The 13,708-nt window shown below is 73.0% G+C and carries 11 protein-coding genes; 8 read left to right on the top strand and 3 right to left on the bottom strand.

Annotated elements, in window-relative coordinates; all coding sequences use genetic code 11:
* Positions 1-11 precede the first annotated feature (11 nt).
* Genes AB3X52_RS07030 through AB3X52_RS07015 form a run of 4 tightly spaced genes read left to right on the top strand, consistent with a single transcriptional unit; the run spans position 12 to position 5,212 of the window.
* Entirely contained in the window at positions 12-302 is a 291-nt protein-coding gene (locus AB3X52_RS07030; protein WP_367992669.1) for a sarcosine oxidase subunit delta, read from the top strand.
* On the top strand, positions 299-3,208 hold the full coding sequence (locus AB3X52_RS07025) for a sarcosine oxidase subunit alpha family protein (protein ID WP_367992667.1): 2,910 nt from the start codon (positions 299-301) through the stop codon (positions 3,206-3,208). Before AB3X52_RS07030 ends, AB3X52_RS07025 begins: the two co-directional genes overlap by 4 nt.
* Positions 3,201-3,836, top strand: a complete 636-nt coding sequence (locus AB3X52_RS07020; protein WP_367992665.1) for a sarcosine oxidase subunit gamma — start codon at positions 3,201-3,203, stop codon at positions 3,834-3,836. The genes AB3X52_RS07025 and AB3X52_RS07020 overlap by 8 nt, the downstream gene beginning before the upstream one ends.
* The gene (locus AB3X52_RS07015) at positions 3,836-5,212 is read left to right on the top strand and encodes an L-serine ammonia-lyase (RefSeq protein WP_367992663.1); all 1,377 of its coding nucleotides are present in this window, start codon (positions 3,836-3,838) and stop codon (positions 5,210-5,212) included. The genes AB3X52_RS07020 and AB3X52_RS07015 overlap by 1 nt, the downstream gene beginning before the upstream one ends.
* Positions 5,213-5,381: 169 nt before the next feature.
* Here the strand turns inward: AB3X52_RS07015 and AB3X52_RS07010 are convergent, their stop codons facing one another.
* The gene (locus tag AB3X52_RS07010) at positions 5,382-6,353 is read right to left on the bottom strand and encodes a beta-ketoacyl-ACP synthase III (protein ID WP_367992661.1); all 972 of its coding nucleotides are present in this window, start codon (positions 6,351-6,353) and stop codon (positions 5,382-5,384) included.
* Between the two features lie 320 nt (positions 6,354-6,673).
* Here AB3X52_RS07010 and AB3X52_RS07005 point away from each other — a divergent pair, with 320 nt between their 5' ends.
* Positions 6,674-8,698, top strand: coding sequence for a S53 family peptidase (locus tag AB3X52_RS07005; protein WP_367992659.1), 2,025 nt, complete (start codon positions 6,674-6,676; stop codon positions 8,696-8,698).
* A gap of 22 nt (positions 8,699-8,720) precedes the next feature.
* Here AB3X52_RS07005 and AB3X52_RS07000 read toward each other — a convergent pair whose 3' ends face one another.
* Positions 8,721-9,902 (bottom strand): benzoate/H(+) symporter BenE family transporter, encoded by a 1,182-nt coding sequence (locus AB3X52_RS07000; protein WP_367992658.1) that lies wholly within the window; start codon positions 9,900-9,902, stop codon positions 8,721-8,723.
* A 93-nt stretch (positions 9,903-9,995) separates the two neighbouring features.
* On the opposite strand from AB3X52_RS07000, the gene AB3X52_RS06995 reads away from it, so the two are divergent.
* Together AB3X52_RS06995 and AB3X52_RS06990 are read left to right on the top strand one after the other, a co-directional pair.
* Positions 9,996-10,520: a helix-turn-helix domain-containing protein gene (locus tag AB3X52_RS06995; protein WP_367992655.1), complete on the top strand. Its 525-nt coding sequence runs from the start codon at positions 9,996-9,998 to the stop codon at positions 10,518-10,520.
* 159 nt (positions 10,521-10,679) lie between these two features.
* Complete coding sequence (locus AB3X52_RS06990; RefSeq protein ID WP_367992653.1) at positions 10,680-11,231, top strand: HIT family protein; 552 nt, start codon at positions 10,680-10,682, stop codon at positions 11,229-11,231.
* Here AB3X52_RS06990 and AB3X52_RS06985 read toward each other — a convergent pair.
* A complete protein-coding gene (locus AB3X52_RS06985) occupies positions 11,222-12,181 on the bottom strand; it encodes a metallophosphoesterase (protein ID WP_367992651.1) in 960 nt (319 codons plus the stop codon). The two genes, AB3X52_RS06990 and AB3X52_RS06985, sit on opposite strands and share 10 nt — an antisense overlap.
* Positions 12,182-12,296: 115 nt before the next feature.
* Here AB3X52_RS06985 and mptB point away from each other — a divergent pair, with 115 nt between their 5' ends.
* On the top strand, positions 12,297-13,685 hold the full coding sequence (gene mptB, locus AB3X52_RS06980) for a polyprenol phosphomannose-dependent alpha 1,6 mannosyltransferase MptB (RefSeq protein ID WP_367992649.1): 1,389 nt from the start codon (positions 12,297-12,299) through the stop codon (positions 13,683-13,685).
* Positions 13,686-13,708 lie beyond the last annotated feature (23 nt).

The raw sequence follows: 13,708 nt of genomic DNA, 5'->3' as shown, positions 1-13,708 counted from the left end.
AAGGACGCGCGATGATCCTCATCGACTGCCCGAACTGCGGGCCGCGTGACGAGACCGAGTTCCACTACGGCAGCCAGGCACACGTGGCCTATCCCGAGGACCCCTCGGCACTGACCGACGAGGAGTGGGGGCGCTACCTCTTCTACCGGGAGAACACCAAGGGCCTGTACGCCGAGCGGTGGGTCCACTCCGGCGGCTGCCGCAAGTGGTTCAACGTCCTCCGCGACACCGTGACCTACCGCATCGCCGCCGTGTACGCCGCGGGCGAGCCTCGCCCGACCCTGGATGGAGGAGACCTGTGAGCACCACCTCTTGCCGCCTCGCCGAGGGCGGCCGCATCGACCGGGCGAGCGAGCTCGCCTTCACCGTCGACGGCCGCGACTACCGCGGTCACGCCGGCGACACCCTCGCGTCCGCGCTGCTCGCCGCCGGCGTCATCGAGACCGCGCCGTCGATGTACCGCGGCCGGCCGCGCGGCATCGTCGCCGCCGGTGTCGAGGAGCCGAACGCCCTCGTGAAGGTACGCCGGCCGGGCGACTCGGTCACCGAGTCGATGCTGACCGCCACCACCGTCGAGCTGGTCGACGGCCTGCGCGCCGACTACCTGTCCGGGCAGGGCGATCTCGACCCGGGCGAGGACACCGCGCTCTACGACAAGTCCTACGTGCACGCCGACGTCCTCGTGGTCGGCGGCGGCCCCACCGGTCTGGCCGCGGCCCGGAGGGCGGCGGGCTCCGGGGCGCGCGTCATCCTCATCGACGACCAGCCCGAGCTCGGCGGATCGCTCCTCTCCGCCCCGGGCGCCGAGATCGACGGCGTCGACGCGCAGGCATGGGTCGCGTCCGTGGCCGCCGAGCTCGCCGCGGCGCCGGAGGTGACTGTCCTCTCCCGGACGAACGCGTTCGGCAGCTATGACGCCAACTACGTCATCGCCCTGCAGAACCGCATCGACCACCTCGACGCCGACGCCAAGGCGCAGCTGCCCGGCGTCTCGCGGCAGCGGCTCTGGCACATCCGAGCCAAGCAGGTCGTCCTCGCCACCGGCGCACACGAGCGGCCGCTCGTCTTCCGCCACAACGACCGACCCGGCGTCATGCTCGCCTCCGCGGTGCGCACCTACCTCAACCGGTACGCCGTCGCCGCGGGCTCCCGGGTCGTCGTGGCGACGACCAACGACAGCGCCTACGACCTCGTCGCGGACCTCCAGCGGGCGGGCGTGGAGGTCGTGGCGGTCGCCGACGCGCGGACCGAGCCCTCACCGCGGGCCCGCGACGCCGCGGAGTCCGGCGTCGAGGTGCGTCTGGGCTCGACCGTGGTCGACACCGAGGGCGCTCCTCGCGTCACCGCGGCGACGGTCAGCGAGATCGACGCCGACGGCGTCCCCACGGGCGAGCCGGTGACGGTCGCCTGCGACCTGGTCGCCGTGTCGGGCGGCTGGAGCCCCGTCGTACACCTGCACAGCCAGCGCCAGGGCACGCTGCGGTGGGACGAGGATCTGGTCGCCTTCGTGCCCGACGGCCACGTCCTGGATCAGCAGGTCGTGGGCTCGGCCCGCGGCAGCTATGGCCTGGCAGCCTGTCTTGCCGAAGGTCGGCACGCGGGCGCGCTCGCGGCGTACGCCGCCGGCGTCGGTCCTGCCCAGGGGCTGCCCGGGACGTCGCTGCCACGGCCCGCGGCCGACGCGCCCACACGCCCGTTGTGGGTCGTGCGGGACCGGGACGGCGGCTTGGCGTCGCTCGACGAGCACTTCGTCGACCTGCAGCGCGACCAGACCGTCCATGACGTCCTCCGCGCCACCGGTGCGGGGATGCGCAGCGTGGAGCACATCAAGCGCTACACCTCGATCAGCACCGCCAACGACCAGGGCAAGACTTCCGGCGTCAACGCGATCGGTGTGATCGCCGCGGCCCTCAACCAGGGCCGCACCCCGGGCGAGATCGGCACGACGACCTACCGTGCGCCCTACGCGCCGGTGCCGTTCATCGCGCTGGCCGGGCGCGAACGCGGCGAGCTCTTCGACCCCGCCCGGATCACGTCGATCCATCCGTGGCACGTCGCCCACGGGGCCGAGTTCGAGTTCGTCGGCCAGTGGCTGCGGCCGTGGTACTACCCGCGGCCCGGCGAGTCGATGGACGATGCCGTCCTGCGGGAGTGTGCCGCCGTGCGGAGCTCCGTCGGGATGATGGACGCCACGACGCTCGGCAAGATCGAGGTCTGGGGCAGCGACGCCGGCGAGTTCCTCAACCGCATCTATACGAACGCGTTCAAGAAGCTCGCTCCGGGCTCGGCCCGCTACGGCGTCATGTGCACGCCCGACGGGATGATCTTCGACGACGGCGTGACGCTGCGCATCGACGAGAACCGCTACTTCATGACCACGACGACCGGTGGCGCGGCCAAGGTCCTCGACTGGCTGGAGGAGTGGCACCAGACCGAGTGGCCCCACCTGGACGTCAGCCTCACCTCGGTCACCGAGCAGTGGACGACAATCGCCGTGGTCGGGCCGAGGTCGCGCGACGTCATCGCCGCGATCGCCCCCGACCTCGACGTCAGCAACGAGTCCTTCGGCTTCATGACCTTCCGCGAGACCACGCTCGCCTCCGGGGTCCCGGCCCGCATCTGTCGCATCTCGTTCTCCGGCGAGCTGGCCTTCGAGGTCAACGTCGCGACCTGGTACGGCCACGATGTCTGGCAGGACATCTACGCCGCGGGCGAGCCGTACGCCATCACTCCCTATGGGACCGAGACGATGCACGTGCTCCGCGCCGAGAAGGGCTATCCGATCGTCGGCCAGGACACCGACGGCACGGTGACGCCGCAGGACGCCGGCATGGAGTGGATCGTCTCGAAGGCGAAGGACTTCGTCGGCAAGCGGTCCTACAGCCGCCCCGACACCGCCCGGCCCGACCGTAAGCACCTCGTCTCGGTGCTCCCGGTCGACCCCTCGATCCGGCTCCCCGAGGGCACCCAGCTCGTCGACGTCGGCGTCCCGATCACGCCGGAGTCGACGCCGGTGCCGATGGAAGGGTACGTCACCTCCAGCTATCTCAGCGCCGCGCTGGGGCGGTCGTTCGCGCTCGCCCTGGTCAAGAACGGCCAGAACCGGATCGGTCAGCGGCTGGCAGCCGCGGTCGGCGGCCAGCTGGTCGATGTCGTTGTCGGCGACACCGTTCTCTACGACCCCGAAGGAAGTCGACGTGATGGCTGATCACTCCACGCTTGCCCCCGCTCCGCGCACCGTCGCCGAGCGCCGCACCAGCCCCGCAGAGCACCTCGCCGCGCTGTTCGAGGCCGCTGAGGTCACCGGCCCGCGCGCGGTCCGGCTCCGCGAGGAGCGGTACGTCGCCATGGTCGGCGTCCGCATCGCGCCGACGGCGCCGGAGCGGGGCGAGCTCGAGGCCCGGCTGGGCACCGCGCTGCCTGGCCGCTGCGGTGCCGTCTCCACAGGGGATGACGTCGCCGTGCTGTGGCTCTCCCCGGACGAGTTCCTCGTCCTCTCCGACGTCGTCGAGGCCGAGCGGCTCACCGAGCGCCTCGCCCCCGCGCTGCCGGGCTCGGCGACCGCGGTGGTCGACCTCTCGGCGAACCGGGCAACCTTCCTGCTGGAGGGCCCCTCTGCCCGGAAGGTCCTCGAGAAGGGCTGCCCGCTCGACCTCCACCCGCGCGTCCTCGAGGCCGGGACGGCGTACGTCACGAACCTCGGCAGGGTTCCCGTGATTCTTCAGAAGACGGGCGAGGAGGCCTACCGGGTGATGCCGCGTGCGTCGTTCGCAGACTTCCTCGGGCGCTGGCTGGTCGACGCCATGGCCGAGTTCAAGGCGCCGGGGCTGACCTGATGGCGCTCAGCGTCTTCGACATGTTCTCGGTCGGCATCGGCCCGTCGTCCTCGCACACGGTCGGGCCGATGCGGGCGGCGGTGCTCTTCACCGATGCTCTCCGCACGGAAGGGCTTCTTGACGATGTGGACCGCGTCGAGGTGGAGCTCTATGGCTCGCTCGGCTCCACCGGCCACGGTCACGGCTCCGACAAGGCGGTCATCCTCGGTCTCGAGGGCAACCGGCCGGAGACCGTCGACACCGACGCCGCGGACGAGCGCGTCGCCCAGGTGACGAGCTCGCGACGCCTCCACCTCGCCGGGACGCGGTTCGTGGCGTTCGAGCGCGACACCGACCTGGTGATGCACCGCAGGAAGAGCCTGCCCGCCCATCCCAACGGGATGACGTTCCGGGCGTACGGCGCCGACGGTTGCCTGCTGCGCGACAGCACCTTCTACTCGGTCGGCGGCGGCTTCGTCGTCGATGAGGCCGCCGCCGGCGTGGACCGCATCGTCGAGGACGACACCCCGGTGGCGTACCCCTTCACCACCGCTGCCGAGCTGCTCGCCATCTGCGAGCGGGAAGGCCTCCGCGTCAGCGACGTCATGATGGCCAACGAGCTCGCCCGGCGGAGCGAGGAGGAGCTTCGCGCGGAGCTGCTCGCGATCTGGGCGGTGATGAAGGAGTGCGTCCACAACGGGTGCACGCGGACCGAGCCGCTGCTGCCGGGCGGTCTCAAGGTGCCGCGGCGGGCGCCCAGGCTGCTCCGCGACCTCGAGGCCACCGGCGACGAGGTGGACCCGATCCGGGCGATGGACTGGGTGAACCTCTTCGCCCTCGCCGTGAACGAGGAGAACGCGTCGGGTGGGCGGATCGTCACCGCGCCCACCAATGGCGCCGCCGGGATCGTCCCGGCCGTCCTGCACTACTACGAGCGGTTCGTCCCCGGCGCCGACGACGACGGGATCGTGCGCTTCCTGCTCACCGCGGCGGCGATCGGCATCCTCTTCAAGGTGAACGCCTCGATCTCGGGGGCCGAGGTCGGTTGTCAGGGTGAGGTGGGGTCGGCCTGCGCGATGGCCGCCGGTGCGTTGTGCGAGGTGACCGGCGGCACCGCCGGACAGGTGGAGAACGCCGCCGAGATCGGCGTCGAGCACAACCTCGGCCTCACCTGCGACCCAGTCGGTGGCCTCGTGCAGATCCCGTGCATCGAGCGCAACGCCATCGCGAGCAACAAGGCGATCAACGCCGCCCGGATCGCGTTGCGCGGCGACGGCAGCCACCACGTGTCTCTCGACGCCGCGATCAAGACCATGCGCGAGACCGGGGCGGACATGAAGATCAAGTACAAGGAGACCGCGCGCGGCGGCCTCGCCGTCAATGTCATCGAGTGTTGACGGACGGCCTCGGAGGAGTGCCCGTTCTTGAGGCGTAGGACGGCGCCGAGCTCGGCAGGAACCCGCCATCGCGGGAAGGTGCGCGGTGCGGTACGGCCGGTGACCGGCGCCGGCGCGCCACGGTGGGAAAGTGCCGTCGGTGTGCCGGTGTGCCGGTGTGCCGGTGTGCCTAAGGGAGCCGGACCACCTGTGCGGCGTAGGCGAGCCCGGCGCCGAAGCCGACGAGGAGGGCGGGCGCGCCGGGCGCGACCTCGTGGCGGTCAAGCAGCCGCGAGACGGCGAGGGGGACCGACGCGGCCGAGGTGTTGCCGGCGGTGACGATGTCCTCCGCGACGACGGCGTTCGCGGCTCCGATGGCGCGGGCGATGGCGCGGATGATCCGCAGGTTCGCCTGGTGGGGTACGACGGCGGCGAGCTCGGCCGGGTCGACGCCGGCGCGGCGGCAGGCGTCGAGCGCCACCGGCGCGATAGCGCTGGTGGCCCACCGGAAGACGGCCTGCCCGTCCTGCGCGAGGTACGACGCCCGCGACCCGATCATCAGCTTGTCGGCGTGGCTCCCGAGGCTGCCCCAGACCGTCGGGCCGATCCCGGGCTCGTCGGCGCCGGTCACGACCGCCGCGCCGGCGCCGTCGGCGAAGATCACCGCGGTGCTCCGATCGTCGGGATCCACCCACTGCGACATCTTCTCGGCGCCGATGACCAGCGCGGAGCCCGTCGTGCCGCTGCGCACCAGGCCGTCGGCCGTCCCGAGTGCGTAGCAGAACCCGGCGCAGGCGGCGTTGAGGTCGAAGGCACCCGGCGCCTCGATCCCGAGCCGGTGGGCGACGGTGGGTGCGTGGGCGGGCATCGGCGACTCCGCCGAGCAGGTCGCGACGATCACGAGGTCGATCTCGGCGGGGGAGAGGCCGCTGCGGGCGAGGGCCTTGCCGCCCGCCTCGACGGCCATGTCGACGATGCCCTCCTCGGGTCCGGCGATCCGGCGCTCGGCGATGCCGACGCGGGACCGGATCCAGTCGTCGCTCGTGTCGAGCCGGGTGGCGAGGTCGTCGTTGGAGACGACGGTCGCGGGCTGGTGGGCGCCGAAGGCGAGAATGCGTGCGCCGGCCCGGGTCGCGGGACGGGCGAAGGCAGGGATGGGCATGGGGATGACGGCTCCTGGGGTCCGGTGACGTCGAGCGCCCGCGCGGGGTGGGCAGGCGGCCGTGCCTCGACGCTAAGGGTGACCCGGGAGTAGTGGAAGCGGGCTCCGCTTCAGCCGTGCGCGGCGAGGCGCGAGCGCGCCGGGAGCAGGAAGCCGCGCGCCACGGCGAGGGCCGACGTTCCTCCGCTGACCCATCGATCGCCAACCTAAATGTTTCCTGAGGAACCGCTTACCTGGGTCTTAGGGCCGTTGACCCGCACGCGCTCACAGGGATTGGGTCCCAACTATCCCCCTTCACCTACTCGGGAAGGATCTCCCGTATGCACGTCACCCCTCGGGCGAGGATGGCCGCGGCGCTCGCCGCCACGGCCACCGGGCTCGCCCTCACCGCGGTGGGCGCCCCGGCCCACGCCGCCACCCATGCGTCGTCGACGTCACACCGCCACCCGCTCACCCAGAGCAAGCCGCGCTGGCTCTCCAACGCCACGAGCGAAGGCGCCGTCGCCGACGGCACCTCGCTCCACTTCTCCGTGCTGCTCCATCTGCGTGACCAGTCCGGCGCAGAGTCGCTGGCCCAGCAGCTGAGCGACCCGTCCAGCGCGTCGTACGGGAAGTGGCTCTCGACGAAGCAGTTCCGGGCCCGCTTCGCCCCCACGGCCGCGCAGGCGAAGGCGGTGAAGAGCTGGCTCACCAGCCAGGGCTTCACGGTCGACTCCACGATGCCGAGCCGGATGCTCGTCTCCGCCCACGGCAGCGCCGCAACCGTGGAGAAGGTCTTCGACACCCAGATGCGGAACTACCGCTTCCAGGGTCACAAGGTCCACGCCAACGCCACCGCGCTCTCGCTGCCGGCGGCCACCTCCAGCAGCGTCGCAGGTGCCATCGAGGGCATCGTCGGGCTCGACCAGGGCAGCCTGCTCAAGAAGCCGGCCGACACGCTCCCCGGCCCGCCGGAGGGAGCGCGCTACGGCGTGCAGCCGTGCTCGTCGTACTTCGGCCAGAAGGCGGCCACTAGCCTGCCCCAGGAGAACGGCAAGACCCAGCCGTACGCCGTGTGCGGCTACGGCCCGTCCCAGCTGCAGTCGGCGTACGGCGTCGCCCCGCTGATCAAGAAGGGAATCGACGGCCGCGGGATCACCGTCGCCATCACCGACGCCTACGCGTCGCCGACGATCTTGAAGGACGCCAACACCTACGCCGCGACCCACGGCCAGCCGCGGTTCAGGCGCGGACAGTTCTCCCAGATCACGCCGGCGCCGGACGGCTACGGCCTGATCGACGAGTGCGGTGGCAACGGCTGGTACGGCGAGGAGACGCTCGACGTCGAGGCGGTCCACGCGCTCGCGCCCGGCGCCAAGGTCGTGTACGTCGCCGGCGCCGACTGCTCGACCGGGCTGGACGAGGCCTGGGCGTCGACGATCGACAACCACGTTGCCGACGTCATCACGAACTCGTGGAGCGACAGCATCGACGACCCCGACGAGCTCGGTCAGTCCTACATCGACTACTACTCCGAGTACGCCCTCGAGGCGGCGCTGACCGGCATCACGGTCAGCTTCTCGTCGGGTGACAGCGGTGACCACACCGCCGGCGGGACCAACCCGTCGGCGAAGACGGCGGAGTTCCCCTCCGACGTCCCCTACGTCACCGGCGTCGGCGGGACCAGCCTCGAGGTCGGCAAGAAGGGCCAGTGGCTCGGCGAGTACGGCTGGCAGAGCGCCTACGCGCCGCTCGACGGCAGCCAGTGGGGCGCCTTCACCTACAGCTCCGGCGGTGGGGGTGGCGTGAGCCAGATCTTCTCCGAGCCGTTCTACCAGCGCGGCGTCGTGCCGACCTCGCTCTCGGGCCGCGGCTCGTCGGCGATGCGGGTCGTGCCCGACGTGTCGCTCGTCGGCGACCCCAACACCGGCATGGAGGTCGGCGAGACCCAGGTCTTCCCGGACGGCACCTACTACGACACCTACCGGATCGGCGGGACGAGCCTCTCCTCGCCGCTCTTCGCGGGCGTCGCGGCGGTCGCCGGCCAAGCGGCCGGGCGGCCGATCGGGTTCGCCAACCCGCTGCTCTACAGCCTCAGCGGGAGTCGCGCGCTCCACGACGAGGTGGCGCCGCGGAAGCCCGTGTATGAGGTTCGCACCGACTACGTGAACGGCCTCGACGCCAGCGACGGTCTGCTCTACAAGCTGCAGCAGATCGACGTCCAGACCTCCACGCTGCACGACGTGCGAGGGTATGACGACGAGACGGGCGTCGGCAGCCCCAACGGGCCGACGTTCTTCGCCGCCGTCGCCCAGCGGCTCGGTCACGGCCACGGCGGGCCCGGCGGCCACGGCCACGGTCGCTGATCGAACCCACGAGGGACACGCCTCAGCTCGACGGGCCGGTCTCCGGAGCCATCCGGAGGCCGGCCCGTCGGCGTAGCACCGCGACGACGGCCAGGCCGGCGGCCAGCGCCCAGAACGCCGCGCCCACGCCGAGCAGCGTGACGCCGCTCGCCGCCACGAGGAAGGTGACGACTGCGGCCTCCCGGCCGTCCATCGAGGAGAGCGCGCCGGAGAGGGAGGAGCCGAGGGTGGCGAGCAGGCCGAGACCGGCGACCGCCTCGGCGACGCCGGCCGGCGCGGCGGCGACGAACGAGGTGAGCGCGGCGGAGACGACGGCCAGCACGAGATAGGCCCAGCCCGCGGTGTGGGCGGCGACCCAGCGGCGGCGCGGGTCGGGGTGGGCCTCGGGTGAGGCCGAGAGCGCCGTGGTGATCGCCGCGAGGTTGATCGCGTGGCCGCCGGCAGCCGCGCCGACCGCCGTGCCGACGCCGGTCACGAGCATCGTCTCGCGCCACGGCACGTCGAAGCCGTACGACGCCATCACCGCGACCCCGGGGACGTTCTGCGACGCCATGGTCACGACGTAGAGGGGCACGGCGATCCCGATCACCGCACCCCAGGTGAAGCTCGGCGTCGTCCAGGCGAGATGCGGGACGAGCGGGCCGTCGAGCCCGCCGGTGCGGGCGATGTCGACGCCGATCGTGACCAACGCGGTGCCGAAGGCCGCCGGGACGGCCCACCGCGGCGCGACCCGGAGGAGCGCCAGCCAGACGACCACGGCCGGGCCGACGACCAGCGGGTGGTCGACCACACCGCGCACGGGTGCGAGGCAGAGCGAGAGCAGGACCCCCGCGAGCATCGCCTGCGCGATCGGGGCCGGGATCGACGCGATCAGGCGCCCGAGCGCGGGCCAGAGCGCGGTGAGCAGGACCAGTCCGCCGACGACGAGGAACGCACCGACCGCCGCGTGCCAGCCGCCGTCGACGCCCCCGCTGCTCGCGAGCACCGCCGCGCCCGGGGTCGACCAAGCGAGCGTCAGCGGAAGCCGGTGGCGACGGGTGAGCCAGAGGATCCCGACCCCCTGGAGCGCGCAGAGCGCGAGCAGCCCCGACGCCGCCTCCGCCGGCGTCGCGCCGACGGCGCGGAGCCCGGCGAGGACCACCGCGAACGAGCTGGTGAAGCCGACGATCGCCGTCAGCAGTCCGGCCATGACCGGTCGGGTCATGCGTCCTCCTCGGGTTCTGCATCCGGAACGTTCTGTATCCGGAACCCTAACGCCATTCGTTCTGTATTCGGAACCGACGGCTAGAGTGCGGGCATGACCAGCGACCTGGCCGCCGTCGTCGGCGAGCGGTTGCGTACGACGCGCCGCGACCGCGGGCTCTCGCTCGCCGCCCTCGCGGAGCAGGCCGGGATCGGGAAGGGGTCGCTCTCCGAGATCGAGAACGGCTCGCGCAACGCCACGCTCGGCACCCTCTATGCGCTCGCGGGCGCGCTCGGCGTCCCGCTCGCCACCCTGCTCGCCGAGCGGGTCGGTGCGGAGGTCGCGTCGCCGGGGATCTCGGCGCGTCTGCTCGAGACCCAGCGACTCGAGACCGGCGTCGTCGAGGTCTACCTGCTCCACCTCGACGCCGGCGCGCGGCACGAGTCGCCCGGCCACGGCCGCGGCGTCGTCGAGCACCTTCTCCTCACGCGGGGCCGCGCGGCGGTCGGTCCGGTCCGGCGGATGACCGAGGTCGGCGTCGGTGAGACGGCCACCTGGGAGAGCCGCGGGCGGCATCGCTACCGCGCCCTCGGCGACGGACCCGTCGACGCGGTCCTCGTCATCCGGTCCTGTGGATAACGTCCGACGCGTCCTCCGCGGGCGGCCTCACCTGGCACGGTCTCGGGAACCAGGGGAGTGCTCATGCGGAGTGTCGTCAGGGGCGTGGTGGTCGTGCTCGGGGCGGTGGTGCTCGTCGCCGGCCTCGTCGCGTCTGGACCGCACCGGCATGATCGACGCATGCGACGCCTCCTGTTCCGGCTCTCCCGCAGCCGCCCGATGGGTCCGCTGGTCCGGTGGATGTTCGCGCACGCGGCCTGGCTGCTGCCGCTGCGGGTCGTGGCGAGGACGCGCCGTGCGGTGGTGTTCGACCATCCGCAGCCGACCTGCGAGGGTCACCTGCTGGTCGTGCCGCGACGGGCCATCCGCAGCCTCACCGCGGTGACTGCGCAGGACGGCCCATGGCTGCGCGAGCTCTGGGAGCTGGCCTTCGCCCGGGTCGCGGCCGAGCCGTCCTTGGCGCTGGTCGTGATCAACGCCCACGCCTGGCAGGACGTGCCACAGCTCCACGCCCACCTGCTGCCGGCCGACGAGGTGCCACCGCGGGTGCATGAGCTCGCGATCGAGCTGGCCGATGCGGAGACCACGCTGCGTCGTGCGCAGGTCGTGATGCGCTCCGAGGTCCCGCAGGGGCGGGGGTGCGCGCTGGTCCTCGACCCGGCCGCGCGCACCGCGTCGGTCGTGTGGGGACGCGAGCGCGCCCGGGAGGACCCGACGCGTCGTCAGCGGTGAGCGGCGCGGAACTCGCGTCGCTCCGCGCGGGCGGCGGCGCCCTTGCGGGAGAGCAGCTGACGCCGCTCGTCGCGGGAGAGGGCGGCGAGCTCCTCGGCCACCGCGACCGGATAGCTGGTGACCTCCGGCGCGTCGGCGAGCGGCAGCACCGAGTGGACGACCGGCGCGCCCGGGACGCCGCCGGCGTCCTCGTCGTACAGGTGGACCGCGGCGATCGCCTGGTGGCCGTCGACGGCGGAGTAGAACTTCCCGGGTGTCGCCAGCGCGATGGTGTAGCAGCTCGCCGAGGCGACCGAGACGGGGATGCCGACGAAGGTGGAGTACGACGAGTAGTGCATGTGGCCGGCGAGGATCGTGCGCACGTCCGACCCGGCGAGGACGTCGGCGAGCCGGTCCTGTGCGTCGAGCTCGATGGTGACGGTGGCGTCGTCGAGGGGGAGCGGCACGGGCGGGTGGTGCATGGCGAGGACGGTCCCGTGCGCGGCCGGGGTGGCGAGCACGTCACGCAGCCAGGCGAGCTGGTCGTCGTCGACCTCGCCGTGGTGCCAGCCCGGCACGCTGGTGTCGAGCGAGACGATGCGGAGCCCGTCGACGTCGTACACCCGGTCCTGCGGCGCGCTCGACGCCTCGCCGAAGAACGCCGAGGAGAAGGCGGAGCGCTCGTCGTGGTTGCCCATCACCCAGACGATCTGGGCGCCGAAGCCCGCCGCGACCGGCTCGACGAGCTCGCGCAGCCGGGCGTACGCCGCGGGTTCGCCCAGGTCGGCGAGGTCGCCGGTGAGGACGATCGCCTGCGGTGGCGTCGGCAGGCCGGCCAGCCGGTCGAGAGCCTGGAGCAGCCCCGGCTCGGGGTCCACCTCGCCGTACTGACGCCTCCCTCCCGTCAGCAGGTGCGTGTCCGAGAGGTGGGCGAGCGTATGACGTGGGGCTGGGTACTGGCCGAGCTGCACGGCTTCCAGCCTAGGTCGGTGCCGGGAGACGGCGGGGGAGTGTTCACCCTGTGTCGCCCGGTCGGCGGCCTCGCGTTCAGCGGCCGCGTCACGCCCCTGGCTAGCGTCGCGGAGCGTGGTCGGCCGGGGACTCGTGGGCAGCATGCTGGTCCTCCTCGGCGGGTGGGTGCTCGCGTCGTTGCCGGTCGGGATGGACCTTCCGGCGTCGCTCGATGCCCTCCGCGCGAGCCCGGCGTCGGAGCCGGTGGCCCTCGCGGTCGTGCTGTTCGGCCTGGTCCTGCTGGTGCTGGCGTGGGTGGAGCTGCTGCACGCCAGCCACGTCGTCGGTGACCTGGCGCTGGTAGTCCGCGCGGCGGTCGCCTGGATCGCGCCGTTGGTCGTGGCGCCACCGCTCTTCAGCCTCGACGGGTGGGCGTACGCCGCCCAGGGCGCCCTCGCCGCGGCCGGGTTGTCGCCGTACGAGCACGGGCCGAGCGCGCTCGGCGGGCCGCTCGCGGCGTCGGTGGATCCACGCTGGCAGGACACGCCGGCGCCGTACGGTCCGCTGCCGTTGATGTATGGCGCCCTTCTGGCCCACGTCACCGCCGACCCGCTGCTGCTGGCGCTGGGGCACCGGCTCGCCGCGGTGGCCGGGCTGCTCCTGGTCGCGTGGGCGCTGCCGCGGCTGGGGCGGCTGACCGGGGCGTTCCCGGCGCCGGCCGCCGCGGTCACGCTGGCATCGCCGCTGATGCTGGCCGTCGGCGTCGCAGGGCTCCACAACGACCTGCTGATGATCGGCCTCGCGACCGCCGGCCTCGCCGTCGGCGTCGAGCGGCACTGGGTGGCCGGGGCGGCGCTGGTCGGGCTCGCCGCGGGCGTGAAGGCGCCCGCGGTGCTGGTCGGGCTCGGCGTCGCGCTGCTGACGCTGCCGCCGGGTGCCGCGGTGCTCGCCCGTCTGCGCAGGCTCGTCGGCGTCGGGCTCGTGGTCGTCGCCACCCTCGTCGGACTGGGGCTGCTCAGCGGCCTGGGGATGGGCTGGATCCCGGCGCTGCGGGTGCCCGGCACCGGTCTCACCCACGCCTCGCCCCTGCGCCTGGTCCCGACGTCGGTCCGGCCGGTCGTCCAGGTGCTTCCGCTGGTCGCGGCCGCCGTCGCCGCCTTCCGTACGCCGGCCGGCGACCCGGTCCGCGGCCTGCGGGCGCTGGCCGTGGTGCTGCTCGCGGGCGGGCTGCTCTTCTCGGCCCTCCGGCTGTGGTACCTGCTGTGGCCGGTGCCGCTGCTCGCCGTCGTACCGCTGCCGACGTGGGGACGGCGCCTCTTCGTCGCGCTGCTCGCGTTGCTCGGCCTGCTCGCGCCGTTCACCGCGGTGCCGGGCGGGACCGTTCTCGGTTGCGTCGGGATCCCCGTCCTGGCCGTGGCGGGTGCCGCGGTGCTGCTCGGCTGCGGGCGGCTGCGCCGCCGGCTCCTGGTCTCGCGGGCGGTGGTCGCCGGCCCGGTCGCCGCCAGGGCCGGTCGGCCCCTCTGACACCAGGCGGAATGTCAGGGCGA

This window comes from Nocardioides eburneus (assembly GCF_040838215.1).
In the GTDB taxonomy this organism is placed as follows: Bacteria; Actinomycetota; Actinomycetes; order Propionibacteriales; family Nocardioidaceae; genus Nocardioides; species Nocardioides eburneus.
This window is presented reverse-complemented; position numbering and strand designations above follow the sequence as displayed.

Coding starts and splice junctions, on each gene's coding strand:
- AB3X52_RS07030 (WP_367992669.1), top strand. CDS start 12: ATGATCCTCATCGACTGCCCGAACTGCGGGCCGCGTGACGAGACCGAG.
- AB3X52_RS07020 (WP_367992665.1), top strand. CDS start 3,201: ATGGCTGATCACTCCACGCTTGCCCCCGCTCCGCGCACCGTCGCCGAG.
- AB3X52_RS07015 (WP_367992663.1), top strand. CDS start 3,836: ATGGCGCTCAGCGTCTTCGACATGTTCTCGGTCGGCATCGGCCCGTCG.
- AB3X52_RS07010 (WP_367992661.1), bottom strand. CDS start 6,353: ATGCCCATCCCTGCCTTCGCCCGTCCCGCGACCCGGGCCGGCGCACGC.
- AB3X52_RS07005 (WP_367992659.1), top strand. CDS start 6,674: ATGCACGTCACCCCTCGGGCGAGGATGGCCGCGGCGCTCGCCGCCACG.
- AB3X52_RS07000 (WP_367992658.1), bottom strand. CDS start 9,902: ATGACCCGACCGGTCATGGCCGGACTGCTGACGGCGATCGTCGGCTTC.
- AB3X52_RS06995 (WP_367992655.1), top strand. CDS start 9,996: ATGACCAGCGACCTGGCCGCCGTCGTCGGCGAGCGGTTGCGTACGACG.
- AB3X52_RS06990 (WP_367992653.1), top strand. CDS start 10,680: ATGCGACGCCTCCTGTTCCGGCTCTCCCGCAGCCGCCCGATGGGTCCG.